The organism is Desulfurobacterium atlanticum, assembly GCF_900188395.1.
Taxonomy (GTDB): domain Bacteria; phylum Aquificota; class Aquificia; order Desulfurobacteriales; family Desulfurobacteriaceae; genus Desulfurobacterium_A; species Desulfurobacterium_A atlanticum.
Genome location: NZ_FZOB01000004.1, coordinates 51,761 through 66,762, shown reverse-complemented (window position 1 = coordinate 66,762; position 15,002 = coordinate 51,761). Strand labels below are relative to the sequence as shown.

12 protein-coding genes are annotated in these 15,002 nt (G+C 35.6%); 5 read left to right on the top strand and 7 right to left on the bottom strand.

Annotated features, from left to right (window positions below; translation table 11 throughout):
- Positions 1–71 precede the first annotated feature (71 nt).
- Positions 72–1,127 (top strand): L,D-transpeptidase family protein, encoded by a 1,056-nt coding sequence (locus tag CHB58_RS03995; RefSeq protein ID WP_089322823.1) that lies wholly within the window; start codon positions 72–74, stop codon positions 1,125–1,127.
- Positions 1,097–2,194 carry a M14/M99 family metallopeptidase gene (locus CHB58_RS03990; RefSeq protein ID WP_089322822.1) on the top strand — a complete coding sequence of 366 codons (1,098 nt, stop codon included), beginning with the start codon at positions 1,097–1,099 and terminating at the stop codon, positions 2,192–2,194. The genes CHB58_RS03995 and CHB58_RS03990 overlap by 31 nt, the downstream gene beginning before the upstream one ends.
- Here CHB58_RS03990 and CHB58_RS03985 read toward each other — a convergent pair.
- Together CHB58_RS03985 and CHB58_RS03980 are read right to left on the bottom strand one after the other, a co-directional pair.
- The gene (locus CHB58_RS03985) at positions 2,172–3,224 is read right to left on the bottom strand and encodes an SPOR domain-containing protein (protein ID WP_089322821.1); all 1,053 of its coding nucleotides are present in this window, start codon (positions 3,222–3,224) and stop codon (positions 2,172–2,174) included. The two genes, CHB58_RS03990 and CHB58_RS03985, sit on opposite strands and share 23 nt — an antisense overlap.
- Positions 3,225–3,270: 46 nt before the next feature.
- Positions 3,271–4,242 carry a GDP-mannose 4,6-dehydratase gene (locus CHB58_RS03980; RefSeq protein ID WP_089322820.1) on the bottom strand — a complete coding sequence of 324 codons (972 nt, stop codon included), beginning with the start codon at positions 4,240–4,242 and terminating at the stop codon, positions 3,271–3,273.
- A gap of 75 nt (positions 4,243–4,317) precedes the next feature.
- Between CHB58_RS03980 and acs the strand changes: the two genes are divergently transcribed.
- Together acs and smc are read left to right on the top strand one after the other, a co-directional pair.
- The gene (gene acs / locus CHB58_RS03975) at positions 4,318–6,213 is read left to right on the top strand and encodes an acetate--CoA ligase (protein WP_089322819.1); all 1,896 of its coding nucleotides are present in this window, start codon (positions 4,318–4,320) and stop codon (positions 6,211–6,213) included.
- Between the two features lie 65 nt (positions 6,214–6,278).
- Positions 6,279–9,782 (top strand): chromosome segregation protein SMC, encoded by a 3,504-nt coding sequence (smc, locus tag CHB58_RS03970; protein WP_089322818.1) that lies wholly within the window; start codon positions 6,279–6,281, stop codon positions 9,780–9,782.
- Positions 9,783–9,845: 63 nt separating this feature from the next.
- On the opposite strand, the gene CHB58_RS03965 is transcribed toward smc, so the two are convergent.
- The 3 genes from CHB58_RS03965 to CHB58_RS03955 all read right to left on the bottom strand — a co-directional run bounded on the left by CHB58_RS03965 (position 9,846) and on the right by CHB58_RS03955 (position 12,602).
- Positions 9,846–10,052 carry a cold-shock protein gene (locus CHB58_RS03965; protein WP_089322817.1) on the bottom strand — a complete coding sequence of 69 codons (207 nt, stop codon included), beginning with the start codon at positions 10,050–10,052 and terminating at the stop codon, positions 9,846–9,848.
- Between the two features lie 413 nt (positions 10,053–10,465).
- Positions 10,466–11,329, bottom strand: a complete 864-nt coding sequence (locus CHB58_RS03960; protein ID WP_180706427.1) for a Wzz/FepE/Etk N-terminal domain-containing protein — start codon at positions 11,327–11,329, stop codon at positions 10,466–10,468.
- Between the two features lie 247 nt (positions 11,330–11,576).
- Positions 11,577–12,602 carry a hypothetical protein gene (locus tag CHB58_RS03955; protein WP_089322815.1) on the bottom strand — a complete coding sequence of 342 codons (1,026 nt, stop codon included), beginning with the start codon at positions 12,600–12,602 and terminating at the stop codon, positions 11,577–11,579.
- Between the two features lie 603 nt (positions 12,603–13,205).
- Between CHB58_RS03955 and CHB58_RS03950 the strand changes: the two genes are divergently transcribed.
- Complete coding sequence (locus CHB58_RS03950) at positions 13,206–14,354, top strand: RtcB family protein (protein ID WP_089322814.1); 1,149 nt, start codon at positions 13,206–13,208, stop codon at positions 14,352–14,354.
- Here the strand turns inward: CHB58_RS03950 and CHB58_RS03945 are convergent, their stop codons facing one another.
- Together CHB58_RS03945 and rpmE are read right to left on the bottom strand one after the other, a co-directional pair.
- The gene (locus CHB58_RS03945; RefSeq protein ID WP_089322813.1) at positions 14,355–14,735 is read right to left on the bottom strand and encodes an FAD-dependent thymidylate synthase; all 381 of its coding nucleotides are present in this window, start codon (positions 14,733–14,735) and stop codon (positions 14,355–14,357) included.
- Positions 14,732–14,938, bottom strand: a complete 207-nt coding sequence (gene rpmE / locus CHB58_RS03940; RefSeq protein ID WP_089322812.1) for a 50S ribosomal protein L31 — start codon at positions 14,936–14,938, stop codon at positions 14,732–14,734. Before rpmE ends, CHB58_RS03945 begins: the two co-directional genes overlap by 4 nt.
- Between the last annotated feature and the right edge of the window lie 64 nt (positions 14,939–15,002).

Below are 15,002 nucleotides of genomic sequence, written 5' to 3'. Positions count from 1 at the left end.
TAACCTTACTGTCAATTTATTGGATGATGTATAATTTCTCTTAATTTATATGTTCGTTTATAGGAGGTTATGTGAGGCGAAAGTTTTTGGTTATTTTGGTTGTTTTACTTTCTACGTTTAATGTATCTGCAACTACACTCACAGATGTTATTAAAGCTATAAAGCAGGGGGAGATAGATAAAGCTTATTACATGGAAAAAAATCTCTCTCAGGAAGATAAAAAAGTTGTTGAGATTTTGCTGCTTCTTTATCAGGATAAATTAAGTGATGCACGTGTTCTTGCAGGACAACAGATATTGGACAATGTTGTATATCTTCCAGAAAAATTTAGTGCTGTTGTTGTGGACAAAGTAAAAGAGAAGCTCTATGTGGTTGTTGAAAAAAACGGTATCCCTGTGGTGTTGAAAACATTTAACTGTATAACAGGTAAAAGATTCGGGGATAAGTTAAAAGAGGGAGACCAGAGAACGCCGGAAGGGATATATATTCCACTTTACTGGAAGAGTAATTTGCCTCCATTTTATGGGATAGGAGCTTATGTTTTAAACTATCCAAACTTGATAGATAGAAAAATATTGAAGCGGAACGGTCATGGGATATGGATTCACGGAATGGAAGGAGATTATCGCCCTTCTCACAGCACAAATGGATGTATAGTTTTGAAGAACTCAGATTTAAGAGAATTAAAGAGATTCATTGTACCTGGTCAAACACCTGTAGTTATAGTGGATAGGTTAAGTAAGGCTTCTATCGATTCCTTTATAAAAGAGAGAAACTCTCTGGTAGATTTTGTTTATAAATGGAAAACAGCGTGGGAAAATTCCCCGAAAGATATAGATTCTTATTTTAGCTTTTACTCCAAAAATTTCGTTTCTCAAAAGTATAGCAATATTAATTCGTGGAAAGAGTATAAAAAGCGTATTACAGAAAAGAAAAAGTGGATAAAAATTAAGATTTCAAAACTTTCTATAGCAAAAGATGGTAGATTGTTAAAATTTGGCAGGCTATATTTAATTACGTTTGATATGGATTACAGGTCAAATAATTACAACTGGAAGGGGAGAAAACTCTTATATATAACAAAAGAGGGGAAAGAATGGAAAATATTAGGAGAAGAGAGTTTATAAAATCAGCACTTAAAAGTATTGCAGTTTCCTCTCTTCTTCCTTTTTCAGGGAACGTAATTGCAGCGGGAAGAAAGAACAGAATTCACTATGTATTTCCGAAAAAGCCTATGGAGATATTTCATAAATTGGGAAATGAGAAGGGAGGAAGAATACTTGTTATAGGTGGTATTCACGGTAATGAGCCGGGAGCCTATAAAGCTGTGGATGTTCTTTCAGAAGTTTCTGTTTTAAAAGGAGAGCTTTTTCTCGTTCCAAGAAGCAATTTTGTTTCTATTTTGGCTTTTAAAAGAGGATACAACGGAGATATGAATAGGAAGTTTTCATACATATCTCCTAAAGATCCCGATTTTCCTTACGTTAATAAAATAAAGGAACTTGTAAAGGAGATTAAACCGGATGTTGTTTTGTCTTTGCATGATGGGTACGGTTTTCATATTCTTAACAAAAACGCCTGGGGTCAGTGTATAGTAATTGATGAAAAAGTTTATAAAACTTTCAACCTTTATGATGTTGCATATAAAGTTACCTCTTATGTTAATAAATTTGTCAAACGTAAAGACTGGAAGTTTCCCGTGTTTTCCACAAGAACTTTTCAAAAAGATACAAAACATAAGGAGCAAAGAAGATCACTTACCTATTACTGTTTGTCGCGGTGTAATGTTCCTGCTTTCTGTCTTGAAGTTTCCAAACAACTTCCTTCTCTTAAAGAGAAGGTTAAATTTCATCTTTTGATGCTGGAGAAATTTTTTGAGCTATTTTCAGTTAAAATAGCTCCTTCATTTAAGGTTATTTATGATGATTTTTTGCAGGAAGTGGAGAAAAAACCGAATGTTCAGGTTTTAATAGATATAAACGGAAGGAACATTCTTGTTTCAAATAGAAAAAAAATAACTGTTCCAGTAGGTTCTGAAGTGAAGTTTATAAGTTTTAAAGGTAGAAGAGGGACTTTTGGTGTGGCTGAAGGGGTAAATCTTAACTGGCAATCTTTTTATATGGGTGCACCTATGAGAGTGAAAATTAAAGATGATTATCAATCTCTTTTTTCTATAGATTTTCAGCCAGTTTAAGGGCCTTTTGTCTGTATTCCTGTGCTTTTTTTGTGTAATTTTCAGCGGCTTCTGGTCTTGCATTTTTTTTCAGTATTTCAGCCAATTTTTCACAGGCATTTGCTGCTTCATCGTATATGCCAAGCTGTCCGAGAACTTCAATGTATATTTTCCACACCAGTATATCATCGGGATTTTTAAGGAGGTAAGAAGGAGTTTCTTTTAGTATAAAATTAAAATCCTGCTCTTGAAGTTTTAAAAGTATTAAAGACCGGAAATCTCCTGATTTCCGGTAGTGATATTCAACTATTTTATGGGATGTTTTAAGCGGTAAACGTTTTAAGAAAGAGTAGTAACTATCTCTTAATTTATGAAAAATAATACTTGGAGTATTTTCCTTTGGTTTTTTGTTATCTTCGGGTAGCTCTTTTTCCTTTTTTGTCAATTTTTTTCTAATTAGAAACAGAATGAGTCCAAGTATAAGTCCTATTACTAAAAGTCCTGCTGTCTTGAAAAGTTCTTTTTTAATTCTTATTTCAATATAGTTGCTTTCCCTGTGATTTTTTTGAAGAGTTGTATTGTTTATAGAGATGGTGTTCTGTTTTGCTGGTGTTTTTATTTTAACAGGGGGTACTTCTTTTTTGGTCTTATTTTCTGTGTTTATCTTTGCTGCTTCTTTTGCTATATCTTTTTTCTTTGAATAGCCTTTTAAGATTGTTCTTTTTGGGTTGTAATAGTTAAGGGTTATGTAAGCAGTGGGAGATATTTTCTTGATTTCCGGGTGATTTTTTAAAAATTCCTGAGCCTCTTTTCTTGTTTTAAAAAGTCCTACTCTTACTTTGTATCTTGTCTTTACTTTATCAATTCGTGAATCTTTTAGATGTTTTACTTTTTCAAATATTGATTTTGCTTCATTAAAGCTTTTGGTGTTTGCAAGCTGAATAGTGTAGTATGGAGTTTCTTTAGCTGTGGCTAAAGAAGGTCTAATAATGGTAAGTAGTATGTAAAAGGTTATTATAAAGAATGCAAAACCTTTTCCTCTAATATTCAATTCTTTCCTCGTTTAATTTTCAAAGCTATGATTACATTACATAAAATTATACAAGAATTTCTTTTATAAGTTCTCTATTTTCTATATGCCAGTTTACTGTTTTCTTTATACCTTCCTCAAGTGGGATTTTTGGTTCCCATTTCAGCAGTTTTTTTGCCTTTTCAATATCTGCCCACGTTGCTCTCATGTCTGCTTTATGAAAGTCTTTGTGGATTATTTTAGCCTTTTTTCCAAGATACTGTTCTATCAATTCTATCACCCGTTTTAGTTTGTAAGGTTTGTTGCCTCCAAGATTTATGATTTCATATCCTGTTTCTGTTTCAAGTGCTTTTGTGGTTCCTTTCGCAATGTCGTCAACATATGTAAAATCCCTTTCCTGTGTACCATCTCCATAAATCACAACAGGTTTCTCTTCATCTATCCACTTGATGAATCTAAAGATACTCATATCTGGTCTTCCTGCTGGACCGTAAACTGTAAAGTATCTTAAGACTGAAATGTCAATGTTGTATAGATAGTGGTATGTATATGCTACGGCTTCCGCGCCTTTTTTACTCGCAGCATACGGGGATATTGGGGTATTAACAGGTAAGTTCTCTTTGAAAGGCATTTTTTGCCCGGCATAAAGGGATGATGTTGATGCAAGTACAAATTTTCTAATACCGTATTTTTTTGAAAGCTCGAGAAGGTTAGTTGTCCCTAATATGTTTGTTGTAATGTAAATAAAAGGATTTTCAATACTGTATCTTACTCCGGCTCTTGCAGCAAGATTTATAACACCGTCAAAAGGATATTCCTTAAAAAGAATTTCAAGAGCTTCAAGGTTTTCTATATCAACTTTGAAAAATTTGAAATTTTGGTACTTTGTAAGCTCTTTTAGTCTGTACTCTTTGAGTTTTACATCATAATAGTTATTCATATTGTCTATACCGATAACATCATACCCCTTTTCAAGAAGTAGCTGTGTAGTTCTGAATCCGATAAACCCTGCACTGCCTGTAATAAGTATTGTTTTCATAATAAACTCCTAATAGTAGAAATTGGTTTAAATTTCTTGTAAAATTTATGTAAATTATGGAAAGGAGGGTATACTATGAGCGAAGAAAAGCTTGATAGCCTATTGCATCTTGGCACTATTATTAAGCCTCCAGAAGAGTTTGTAAGAAATGCAAATGTAAAAAACTATGAAGAAGAGTATAAGAAATTTCTTGACAATCCTGAAGAGTTCTGGGCTAAAGTAGCAGATGAGCTTTTCTGGTATGAGAAGTGGGACAAGGTTCTTGAGTGGAATCTTCCTTATGCAAAATGGTTTGTTAACGGAAAAACAAACATAACAGTAAACGCCCTTGATAGACACGTTAAAAATGGAAGAAAGAATAAAGTTGCTTTTTTCTGGGAAGATGAGTTCGGTAATGAGAAGGTTGTAACCTACGGTAGCCTTTATACACTGGTAAATAAACTTGCAAATGCTCTTAAGAATGCTGGTATAAAAAAAGGAGACAGAGTGGTTATCTATATGCCCCTCGTTGTTGAGCAGGTGGCTGCTATGCTTGCCTGTGCAAGGATTGGTGCTGTTCATTCTGTTGTGTATGCTGGATTCAGTGTTCCCGCTTTAAGACACAGAATAGAGGATGCTCAGGCGAAGATGGTGATAACTGCTGATATGACCATAAGAAGGGGAAGGGCTATCCCTTTAAAGCAGATAGTTGATGAAGCTGTAAGAGGACTTGATAATGTTGAGAAAGTGGTAGTTTTAAGAAGACTTAAGCCAAAAGTTGATCTTATAGGCGAGAAGGAAATTGATTTTTATGAATTTATTAAAGATGCTGATACCTATTGTGAGCCTGAAGTTATGGATTCTGAAGATCCACTTTTTATGCTTTACACTTCAGGTTCTACCGGAAAGCCTAAGGGGGTTATCCACACTACTGGTGGTTATATGGTTGGGACTTACTACTCAATGAAGACCGTTTTTGACCTTAAAGAGGATGATATCTATTGGTGTACTGCTGATCCGGGATGGATTACAGGTCACAGCTATATAGTTTATGGTCCTCTTGTAGCAGGTGCTACTCAGGTTCTTGCTGAAGGAGCACCAAACTATCCTGATTTTGGTAGATGGTGGAGTTTGATAGAAAAGTATGGCGTAACAATTTTTTATACAGCACCGACAGCCATAAGAATGTTTATGAGGGCTGGCGAGCACTGGCCGGAAAAGTATGACCTTTCTTCCTTAAGACTTCTTGGTTCTGTTGGTGAACCTATAAATCCTGAAGCATGGATGTGGTATTTCAGAGTTATCGGCAAGGAGAGATGTCCGATAGTTGATACATGGTGGCAGACAGAAACAGGTGCTGTGATGATAACAACCATAGACGGTCTTCCTATGAAACCGGGAAGGGCTGGAAAGCCTGTTCCAGGTGTTGTAGCAGATGTTGTTGATAAGGAAGGAAATCCTGTAGAACCAAACAAGGGAGGATTTCTTGTTGTTAGAAATCCATGGCCTTCAATGATGAGAACCATTCATAAAAATAAAGAGAAGTATGAAAGTTACTGGAATACTATTCCCGGTTGCTACTTTGCAGGAGATGTGGCTACAAAGGATGAAGATGGTTATATCATGATTCTTGGAAGGGCTGATGATGTTATAAATGTTTCCGGTCACAGAATTGGAACTATGGAAGTTGAGTCAGCCCTTGTTTCCCACCCATCAGTTGCTGAAGCTGCTGTAATAGGAAAACCTGACCCTGTAAAAGGGGAAAGGATTAAAGCTTTCGTTATTTTAAAGGAGGGAGAATCACCATCGGAAGAGCTTGTTAACTCTCTTAAAAAGCATGTTAGAACAGAACTTGGAGCTCTTGCTGTTCCGTCTGAAATAGAGTTTGTTGATAAACTTCCAAAAACACGCAGTGGAAAGATAATGCGTCGGGTTCTTAAAGCTAAAGAGCTTGGAATGGATCCGGGTGACCTGTCAACTCTTGAAGATTAAATTTTGGAGGAGGGAAACTCCCTCCTCTGCTATAATTATCGGGACAGGTAAAACCCGGAGGAAAAATGCACATAAAATCTCTTACTCTTAAAGGGTTTAAATCCTTTGCTGATGAAACGGAAATCAGATTTTCAAAGGGTATTAACTGTATAGTAGGTCCCAACGGCTGCGGAAAGAGTAATGTTGTTGATGCCCTTAAATGGGTTACCGGAGACACCTCATCCAGAGGGATGAGGGCAAGTAATATGAAAGATATGGTTTTTAAGGGGGCAGTTGGCCGCAGGGCTGCACGAACTGCCGAAGTTTCAATAACACTTTCAAGAGACGAACTCCTTCCCATAAAAGAGAATGAAGTTGTAATAACAAGAAAAATAAAAGCAAATGGAGATTCGGAATTTCTGATAAATAACAGGAAAGTGCGCCTTAAAGATATTCAGGAACTTTTCCTTTCCATTGGGCTTGGCCATAAGGATTACGTGTTTTTTGAGCAGGGACAGATAGACAGGGTTCTAAAATTAAAGCCTGAGGAGAGGAGAGTTCTTATAGATGATGCTGCCGGAGTTGCTCCTTTTAAAGAAAAGAAAGAGGAAACATTAAAGAAATTAGCTGAGGCTGAAACCAATCTTGAGAATGTCAGGAAGGTTATAGATGAGGTTTCTAAAAATCTTAAAACTTTGAAAAATCAGGCTGAAAAGGCAAAAAAGTTTCAATCTTTGAAAGAGAAAGAGCTTGAGCTTGAGAAGAAACTTTACGGTTGTGAGATAAGAAACTTAAAACTTACAAAAGAGCTTAAAGAGAGAGAACTTGAGATTTTAAGGGAAGATAGAAATTCTCTTGAAAAAGAAGCTTCTTCAATTCAGGTAAGTGTAGAAGAGTTAAGAGATGAGTCGGAAAAGTTAGCAAAAGAGATAAAGGAATTAACCGCTGAACTTTATGAGCTTGAAAAAACAAAGAAGGAAGCTTCTGTCAAAAGAGATTTTTACCTTAAAGAGAAAGAGCGGATTAAAGAGGAGCTTAAAGAGATAGATGGAGAAGAGCTTAAAAAGATAGAGAGGATAAAAAATGTAGAGCAGGAAATACAGTTTCTTATAGAGGAGAAAGAGAAGTTAGTTGAATCTATATTAGGTCTAGAAAAGGAGATAGAGAGGCTTAACACTCAGTTCAATTCATTAAAAAAAGAGAAAGAGGATGTTGAAACTTCCCTTTCAGATATAAAGAGACAGATTTCTGATGCTGTTGGCAGATATAGAAAAATAGAGGTTGAAAAGATAAGAGAAGAGGAGAAAGTTGTTTCCTACAAAAGGCAGATTGAGAAGTTTCCTGCAGAGATAGACTCTTTAAAAAGGGAACTTTCCTACTATGAGGAGCAGAAAAAGATTTTACAGACAAAGCTTGAGGAGATTCTTTCTTCCATTGAGAAGACGGAAGAAGAGAGGAAGGCCATTTCTGTTGTCAGGGAAAATCGTGAGGAAAAGGTTGAAGAACTTAAAAGAAAGATTCAGGAGAAGGAGAAGGAGATAGTTTCTATAAGTTCAAAAATAGAGAGTATGGAAAAACTGCTTCAAAATATTGACTTTGGAAAGCTTGAAAACAGCATAGTTGAGAGCGGTAAAAAGGGGAAAGTGAAAGGATATATAGGTCTTCTCTCAAATCTTATAAAGGTTGATGAGGGTTGGGAAAAGATTGTTGAAGCGTTTCTTTCCCTTTTTGGCGCCGGGATTGTGCTTAAGACTTTTGATGATATAAACTGGGTCAGGGAAAGGATTAAGGGAAACGGCAGGGTTATGCTCCTTTCGGCAGAAGTGGTGCCTTTAAAGGGAAGATACATAGAGGAAGCCACTCCTTTAATCTCCCATGTAAAGCCGGTAGATGTAAGGGTTAAAGAGTTAGTATCTGTTATATTTTCAAACGTTTTTTATACCTCTTCTGATGCTTCCAGACTTGCAAAGATGTATCCTGATGCTGTTTTTATAGATAAAGATTTGAATATTTACAGTGGAAAAGGTTCTTATATAGGTAAGTTTAAAGGGAAAGGGATATTTGAAATAGAGAAAGAGATAGAAACTTTAAAGCTTCGTAGGGAAACTCTTGAGAAGGAGCTTGAATCTTTAAAACTTTCTCTTAAACCTCTTATAGATGCCCTCTCTGAGGTTGACGATGAACTTTTCTCTTTACAGGAAAAAGCAAATGGTTTAAAAGGGGAAAGGATAGAGGTTGAAGGGAAAATCAGGGAAGCAGAGAGAAGGATAAAGGAAATTACCAAAAATGTAGAATCTTTAACAGAGAAGCTACAGCTTGCAAGAGAATTTGTGGAAGGATTTTCAAAAAGAGATAACCTTTACAGTGAGAAACTGAAAGAACTTGTGGAGCGGAAAAAGGACCTTGAAGATAAACTGAGAGATAAAGAAAAGCGGTTTTCCGAAATTTTAACCGAAGTAGATAAAGTGCGCGGCTTGATTTCTGAGAAAAAGTCATCTATTTCTGTTTTAAAAGAGAAACTTAGCCATGTCAGCGAGAAGCTTGGAATAAAGGAAAAAACGGTCTCTGCTATAAAGCGGGAGCTTTCTCATCTTAATGATAAAAGAGAAAAGCTAAAAAGAAAGTATGAAGAAGCTGAAAATGGTATACACTCTGCAGAAGATATTCTTTCAGGAATAGACGAAGCTATAGAAGATGCAAAGGTTGAACTTGAAACTCTTGAAAGAAGAAGAGCTGAAATTGTTTCTCTTATAAAGGAAAGGGAAGAAGGACTAAAACAGAAGGAGAAAGAGCTTAAAGAGATACAGAAAAAGATAAAAGAGATAGAGATAGAGCTTGCAAGGATTAATGTCAAAGAGGAAGAGATAGTTGAGAAAATACTTGCAATAGATTCCACTGTTGAGGAAGCGGTAAATGCTGCCGCTACTGTGGAAAGTGAAGATGAGATAAAAAAGGAACTTATTGCTGTTAAAGAAAAGATATCAAAAATTGGAGCTGTAAATCTTCTTGCTATAAAAGAGTATGATAAGGTAAAGGACAGATATGAGTTTATAGTGGAGCAGGAGAAGGATCTTATTAAATCCATAAAAGACCTTAAGGAAGCGATAGAAAAGATAGATGAGGAGATAAAGAAACGATTTTTTGCCACGTTTAAGTCTGTTAATAAGGTATTCAGAAATACCTTTAAAAAAGTTTTCGGTGGCGGAAGTGCAAGGCTTGTATTAACATCGGAAGACCCTGCTGAAGCAGGTATAGAAATAGAAGCAAAACCGCCGGGAAAAAAGCACAGCAATATAAATCTTTTATCCGGGGGAGAAAGAACACTTGTTGTTATTTCTCTTTTATATGCACTTTACTCTATTCATCCTGCACCGTTTCTTGTTCTTGATGAGATAGATGCTGCTCTTGATGAGATAAACATTTTGAGATTTACAGAACTTTTAAAAAGTATATCTGAAAAAACTCAGGTTATAGTGATAACCCATAAAAAGGTTACGATGGAAGTTGCTGATGTTCTTTACGGTGTAACGATGGAAGTTCCGGGAATATCCAAGGTGGTAGGAGTTTCCTTTGCACTATCGGAAATTTAAATAAAAAAAAGCCCGTAAAGGGCCGTTTCTACCTTTACGGGCTTTAATCTATAAGATTTTTATTTATGCTTTTTCAACATTTATAGCTTTAAGACCTTTATCGCTTTCTGTGATGTCAAAAATAACTCTTTCGCCTTCTTCTATGCTTTTGAAACCTTCACCGCTGATTCCTGTGTAGTGAACGAATACATCGTGTCCATCATCTGTTGTGATGAAACCGTATCCTTTACTTGAATCAAACCACTTTACTGTTCCTGTAAATCTTTCCATACTGTAAAACCTCTCTAAAAATTTATTTGGCGGAAACGAAAAAAGCCCCGAAGGTAGAAACGGCACTCCTTCGGGGCTCTGCTTCTCACTTCCTGACTGTAAAGTTATAACTTTATTTTATGCTGTCAACCTTTTAATGTAAGTTTCAGACTTAACTTTTATGAAGGTTGGATTCTTCGGCTGTTTCACAGCCTCAGAATGACGGAAAAAGGAATAAAAGCTTCAGGATGATAGAAAGAAATAACAAAAGATTCGGAATGACGGAAAAATAAGTAAATTGGCTTTATTAAAACAATGAACAATGTAGAAAACCAGCAAAGGTATAAAACAATATTAAAAAAGTCATTCTAAGGGCAAAGTCCGAAGAATCTCAAAGCTTTATAGTTGTCTGTCTTTTAAATACCTCTATGAGCTTATTCTGATTCTTCACGGCGTCGTGTGTTTTTTACACTTTCAAGCCATTCCTTAAAGAATGCAGCAAATATACCTGTAAAAAGACCTGTAACAAAACCGACAACTACTATAAGTGTTTTTTTCGGTTTAACAGGTTTATCTGTTACGTATGATGATATTATTTTGTAGCCGTGGATTTTGTTCTCCAGTGTAAACTTTAAACTATTTATTCTGTTTTTGATTCCCAGGATTTTAGTTTGAAGATCAAGGGGGTTAAATAGAATATTAATTTTTTTTGATGCTTTTATTTTTGTTTCAATCTCGGTTGCAAGTTTTGTAAGCTGTGGAAGCTTATTCTGGAGTTCTTTGATTTCTTCCTTCTTTAAAGACTTTTCATCTTCTATGATTTTCCTGATATAAGAGTTGCTGTTTAGATAGTCCACGATTTTGTAAGAAGCTTTAAGCAGTTTTTCTCTGTTTGTTCCGTAAATTTTCAGCTCAAATGTGTTATCCTTACCTCTTCTTCTTGGGTTTTCAACAGTTATATCTTTTAGAGTTTCTATTGTGTCAACAGTAAGTCCTGTAAGTTGTGAAATCTTTTTATAATTTCTCTCTTTTATATGTTCTGTAATAACGTTTACAAGTTTTGCTGTAGTTTCTGCTGAAACAAGCTGTTTATTGTTGCTTTCTGGAAATAGGGCAATTGAGCTTGATAGATATACTGGAGTTGCAAAAAAAGCATAGGTGGCAGCGATGAAAGTAAAAAAGAGTGTAAGTAAAATAACAACTTTTCTTTTTCTTTTTAGTGTCAGAAAAAGCTCGTAAAGATCTATTTCATCATCTTCTATGTAAACTGGATAGTTTTCTATCTCTTTTTTCTTCATACAACACCTCATATGATATCTGGATTCTTCGGCTGTTTCACAGCCTCAGAATGACGAAAAAAAATAAAAGCCTCAGTAATGACGAAGGAAGTAAATTGGCTTTATGCAACGAATCAATCTAACACAGCCATGTAAAAACAGCATTATAGTAATAACTGGTGTCATTCTGAGGGCGGAACCCGAAGAATTTTAGCATAAAAAAAGGGAGGCTTAAAGCCTCCCTTTTTAGGTTTCTTTAATGTTTAAGTTAGAATGAGAGTGCAACTTTAACTTCTGCCTGGTAATCAACTCCTGCACTTGGAAGGTAAAGACCAGCAGAAAGTTTAAGGTTGTCTGTGTATTTGTAAGAAGCTTTAAGGTCTATTTCACTTTCACTTTCATATTTGTTATTTTGAACTGGACTTGGAGTGTCTCCATCAAAGTTTACGTAAGCGGCACTTAATTTAACCTTATCTGTAGGTTTAACACTTGCTTCAACTGTAATGATTGCTGGGTTTACAAAATTACTGTTATCAAGAACTTCTGCATAATCATAATCTTCGAGCGGAGATACGAATCCATCACTATAAACATCGTAAGCTATCTTTGCCCCGAACATTTCATTATCAAGAGAAGCTCCTACACCGAAGAAGTTTCCGTTATCGTCAACTGCACCTTCAACTGAAACGCCAACCTTTCCAAAATCTACTTCAAACTCAGGAGCAACTTTTCCATAAAATACATTTTTATCCATAGTATCCTGATAAAGATCTGCAATTTCGAAAGCACCACCGATGCCAAAAGGTTTTAAGTCTCCTTTAAATCCACCAACAACGTAAGTTGTAATATCTGCTCTTGCTTCTCCAACAACCGCATAAGCCACACCATAGTCCGTTTTTACTCCTAACATAGCAGCATCAAGGCTTTCATCAACTATTTTGCTGTCACCAACATTCACTCCAAAGTAACCAAACTTACCGCATAATGGAGTATTAAACATATTTGAAAGTTTAAAGTATCCTTCATCGATTTCTACCCATTTGTTAGTGCTTCCACCATTATCACTATCATCGTCAGCTTTAATAGTCACTTTTGCTGTTAGATTTTCAGATATCTTCGCATCTACACCAACTTTCACTTCAGTTGTTGTGTCATAATAACTTGCAGCATCAGATTCCACCTTTGTTCCTGTTACTGTAATTTTTCCACCTACATTTACTTCTGTAGCGCTTGCTGTTGCTGCAAACCCTGCAACAAGTCCCATTACTGTTACTGCAACTAATGCTTTTCTCATCTTCAAAAACCTCCCTTTGTTCTTTAAGTTTTAAAGTGTGCAAGTTTTATCTTCAGTAAATTTAGCATTTTCCATTATGCAGTGTCAAGAAACTACTCTTAACAATATTAACAGTTCCTCTAAAGTTTGTAAAGATAACCTTAGAGGCTGTTTGAAAAATGCTATTAACTTTAAGAGATCCTTCGGGCTTTGCCCTCAGGATGACTTTCATCGTCATTCTGAGGCTACTTTGCAGCCGAAGAATCTCAATATCTTTTAAAGACAAGTAAAAATTTTCAAACATGTTCAGATAACCTTATTAAAAATTTAACGTTGCATCTCTGCTTTTCAAATTAAAGCAAAGATTATGCCAGATGTTGCTGATAGATGTTTAAACTGTTCAGAGAAACTACTATAAACTTTAAAGGATTCTTCAGGCGAAGCCCTAAGGATGACTTTTTGCTGCTCTGAAGCTGTTTTGTAATCAAATAATCTTAATATTTTTAGAGTTAAAACTGGGAGTGTTCTGGTTTATGGCTTTGTAAATGTTGTATAAAATTTTTTTACTCTTTGGTAAGAGCGTTGCATAGATGCAAATTTTTGTGCAAAACTGCAGGAGGAAGGATGGTTATTATTGAAGGTAGGGTTCCCATTTATGTTTATGCAGAAAATCCGGAAAGTGATGTTATTGACCAGGTAGAGAGGATAAAAAATCTGCCTTTTTTCAGAAAGCAGATTGTAATCATGCCTGACTGTCATGTGGGAAAAGGGTGTGTTATAGGTTTTACAGGCTATTTTGATGATGTTGTTGTTCCAAATATTGTTGGTGTTGATATAGGTTGCGGGGTTTACACCTATTTTCTTGGCAGGATTAAAAAGATAAATCTTTCGAAACTTGATGCTTTTATAAAGGGTAAAATTCCTTTAGGGCTTACATCAAGAACTAAAAAGGATGCGAAAACCCTTCCCCTTTTAAGGGATGAGATTCTATTCTTAAAAGAACTTGAAAGGATTCTTATAAAAAAGTTTGGTGTTAATATAAATGACCCTGTTTTACAGATTGGAACACTGGGTAGCGGTAACCATTTTATTGAGATTGGAATTGATGAAGATGGAAACTACTATCTAACTGTTCACACCGGCTCAAGGAATCTTGGTTTAAAGGTGTGTAATCACTTTTACAGAAAGGCTGTTGACTATTCTCAAAAAGTTATGCCCCAGCTTCCGAAAGACCTATCGTTTCTGCCTATGGAGAAAGGGGGTAAGGATTACATTGAAGGGATGAAACTTGCTCAAAAGTATGCCGACATTAACAGAAAAGTGATTCTTCGCATCATAGTGGAGCAGTTTTTCAGGCAGGAGTTTTCTGAAGAAAAGATAATTAAAAGTGTTCATAACTACATAGATGTTGATAGAGACTTTTGTGTAAGGAAGGGAGCAATTTCCGCTCACAAAGATGAAATGGTTGTTATTCCTTTTAATCTTGTTGATGGACTGATAATAGGAAGAGGAAAAGGGGTTGAGAAACTTAACTTTTCTGCTCCTCACGGTGCAGGGAGAAAACTTAGCAGAAAGAAAGCGAAGGAAACCATATCTGTAAAAGAGTTCAGCAAAGTTGTAAAGAGTGCGGGAGTGTTTTCTTCCACAATCTCTTCCAGAACGGTGGATGAGGCTCCCATGGCGTATAAAAATAAGGATGAGATTTTAAAATTTTTGCCCGAAACGGTTGAGATTGAAAGATTTGTGAAACCAATATATAACATAAAAGGATAGTCAGGTAAGCCAATCGGGAATATGTTTTGCAACCTCTTTCGTGAATGTTAAATCGGGAAGTAAAGTTTGAAGTTCCTTCATTGTTCGTAAGTTTAGGGAAACTATGAAATCTTCCTCTCTTTCTGAGATGTTTAAAAAAGGTTTTTCCTTTAATATTTCAAAAAGCTCCTCTTTTAGCTGTTTTGGAATGGAGAAGGTGAATACTGCATGTTCAACAACCGAGAGATGCCCCATAGATGTTACTTTCTTTATAAGTTTTCTGTTTTCCTCTTCGGAAAATTCTTCTATAAGCTTATCAACGGAAGAGCCAGAGTAACAAACTCTGGCTGCTATAGAAACGGTTTTAAGGATTTCTTCAGTGGAAGAGATGAGTTTTATCAATACTTGTCTCCGTATTTAGCCTTAAATCTTTCAGCTCTACCTGTAATTGATACTTTTCTCTGAGCACCTGTAAAGAATGGATGGCATTTGTTACAAACTTCAACTTTAATTTCAGGAAACTTTGTTGACCTTGTTATCCATGTGTTTCCGCACGCACAGATAACTCTTGTTTCTTTGTATTCTGGATGAATTCCCTGCTTCATATTAAAAAACCTCCTTTGTAATTCAGATTCAGGTTCATAAATTGCAGTATGAAAGTTTATTTTA

Excerpts from the sequence above, each read along its gene's own strand:
- CHB58_RS03955 (WP_089322815.1), bottom strand. The coding sequence starts at position 12,602 with ATGAGAAAAGCATTAGTTGCAGTAACAGTAATGGGACTTGTTGCAGGG.
- CHB58_RS03950 (WP_089322814.1), top strand. The coding sequence starts at position 13,206 with ATGGTTATTATTGAAGGTAGGGTTCCCATTTATGTTTATGCAGAAAAT.
- CHB58_RS03960 (WP_180706427.1), bottom strand. The coding sequence starts at position 11,329 with ATGAAGAAAAAAGAGATAGAAAACTATCCAGTTTACATAGAAGATGAT.
- CHB58_RS03965 (WP_089322817.1), bottom strand. The coding sequence starts at position 10,052 with ATGGAAAGATTTACAGGAACAGTAAAGTGGTTTGATTCAAGTAAAGGA.
- rpmE (WP_089322812.1), bottom strand. The coding sequence starts at position 14,938 with ATGAAGCAGGGAATTCATCCAGAATACAAAGAAACAAGAGTTATCTGT.
- CHB58_RS03980 (WP_089322820.1), bottom strand. The coding sequence starts at position 4,242 with ATGAAAACAATACTTATTACAGGCAGTGCAGGGTTTATCGGATTCAGA.
- smc (WP_089322818.1), top strand. The coding sequence starts at position 6,279 with ATGCACATAAAATCTCTTACTCTTAAAGGGTTTAAATCCTTTGCTGAT.
- CHB58_RS03990 (WP_089322822.1), top strand. The coding sequence starts at position 1,097 with ATGGAAAATATTAGGAGAAGAGAGTTTATAAAATCAGCACTTAAAAGT.
- acs (WP_089322819.1), top strand. The coding sequence starts at position 4,318 with ATGAGCGAAGAAAAGCTTGATAGCCTATTGCATCTTGGCACTATTATT.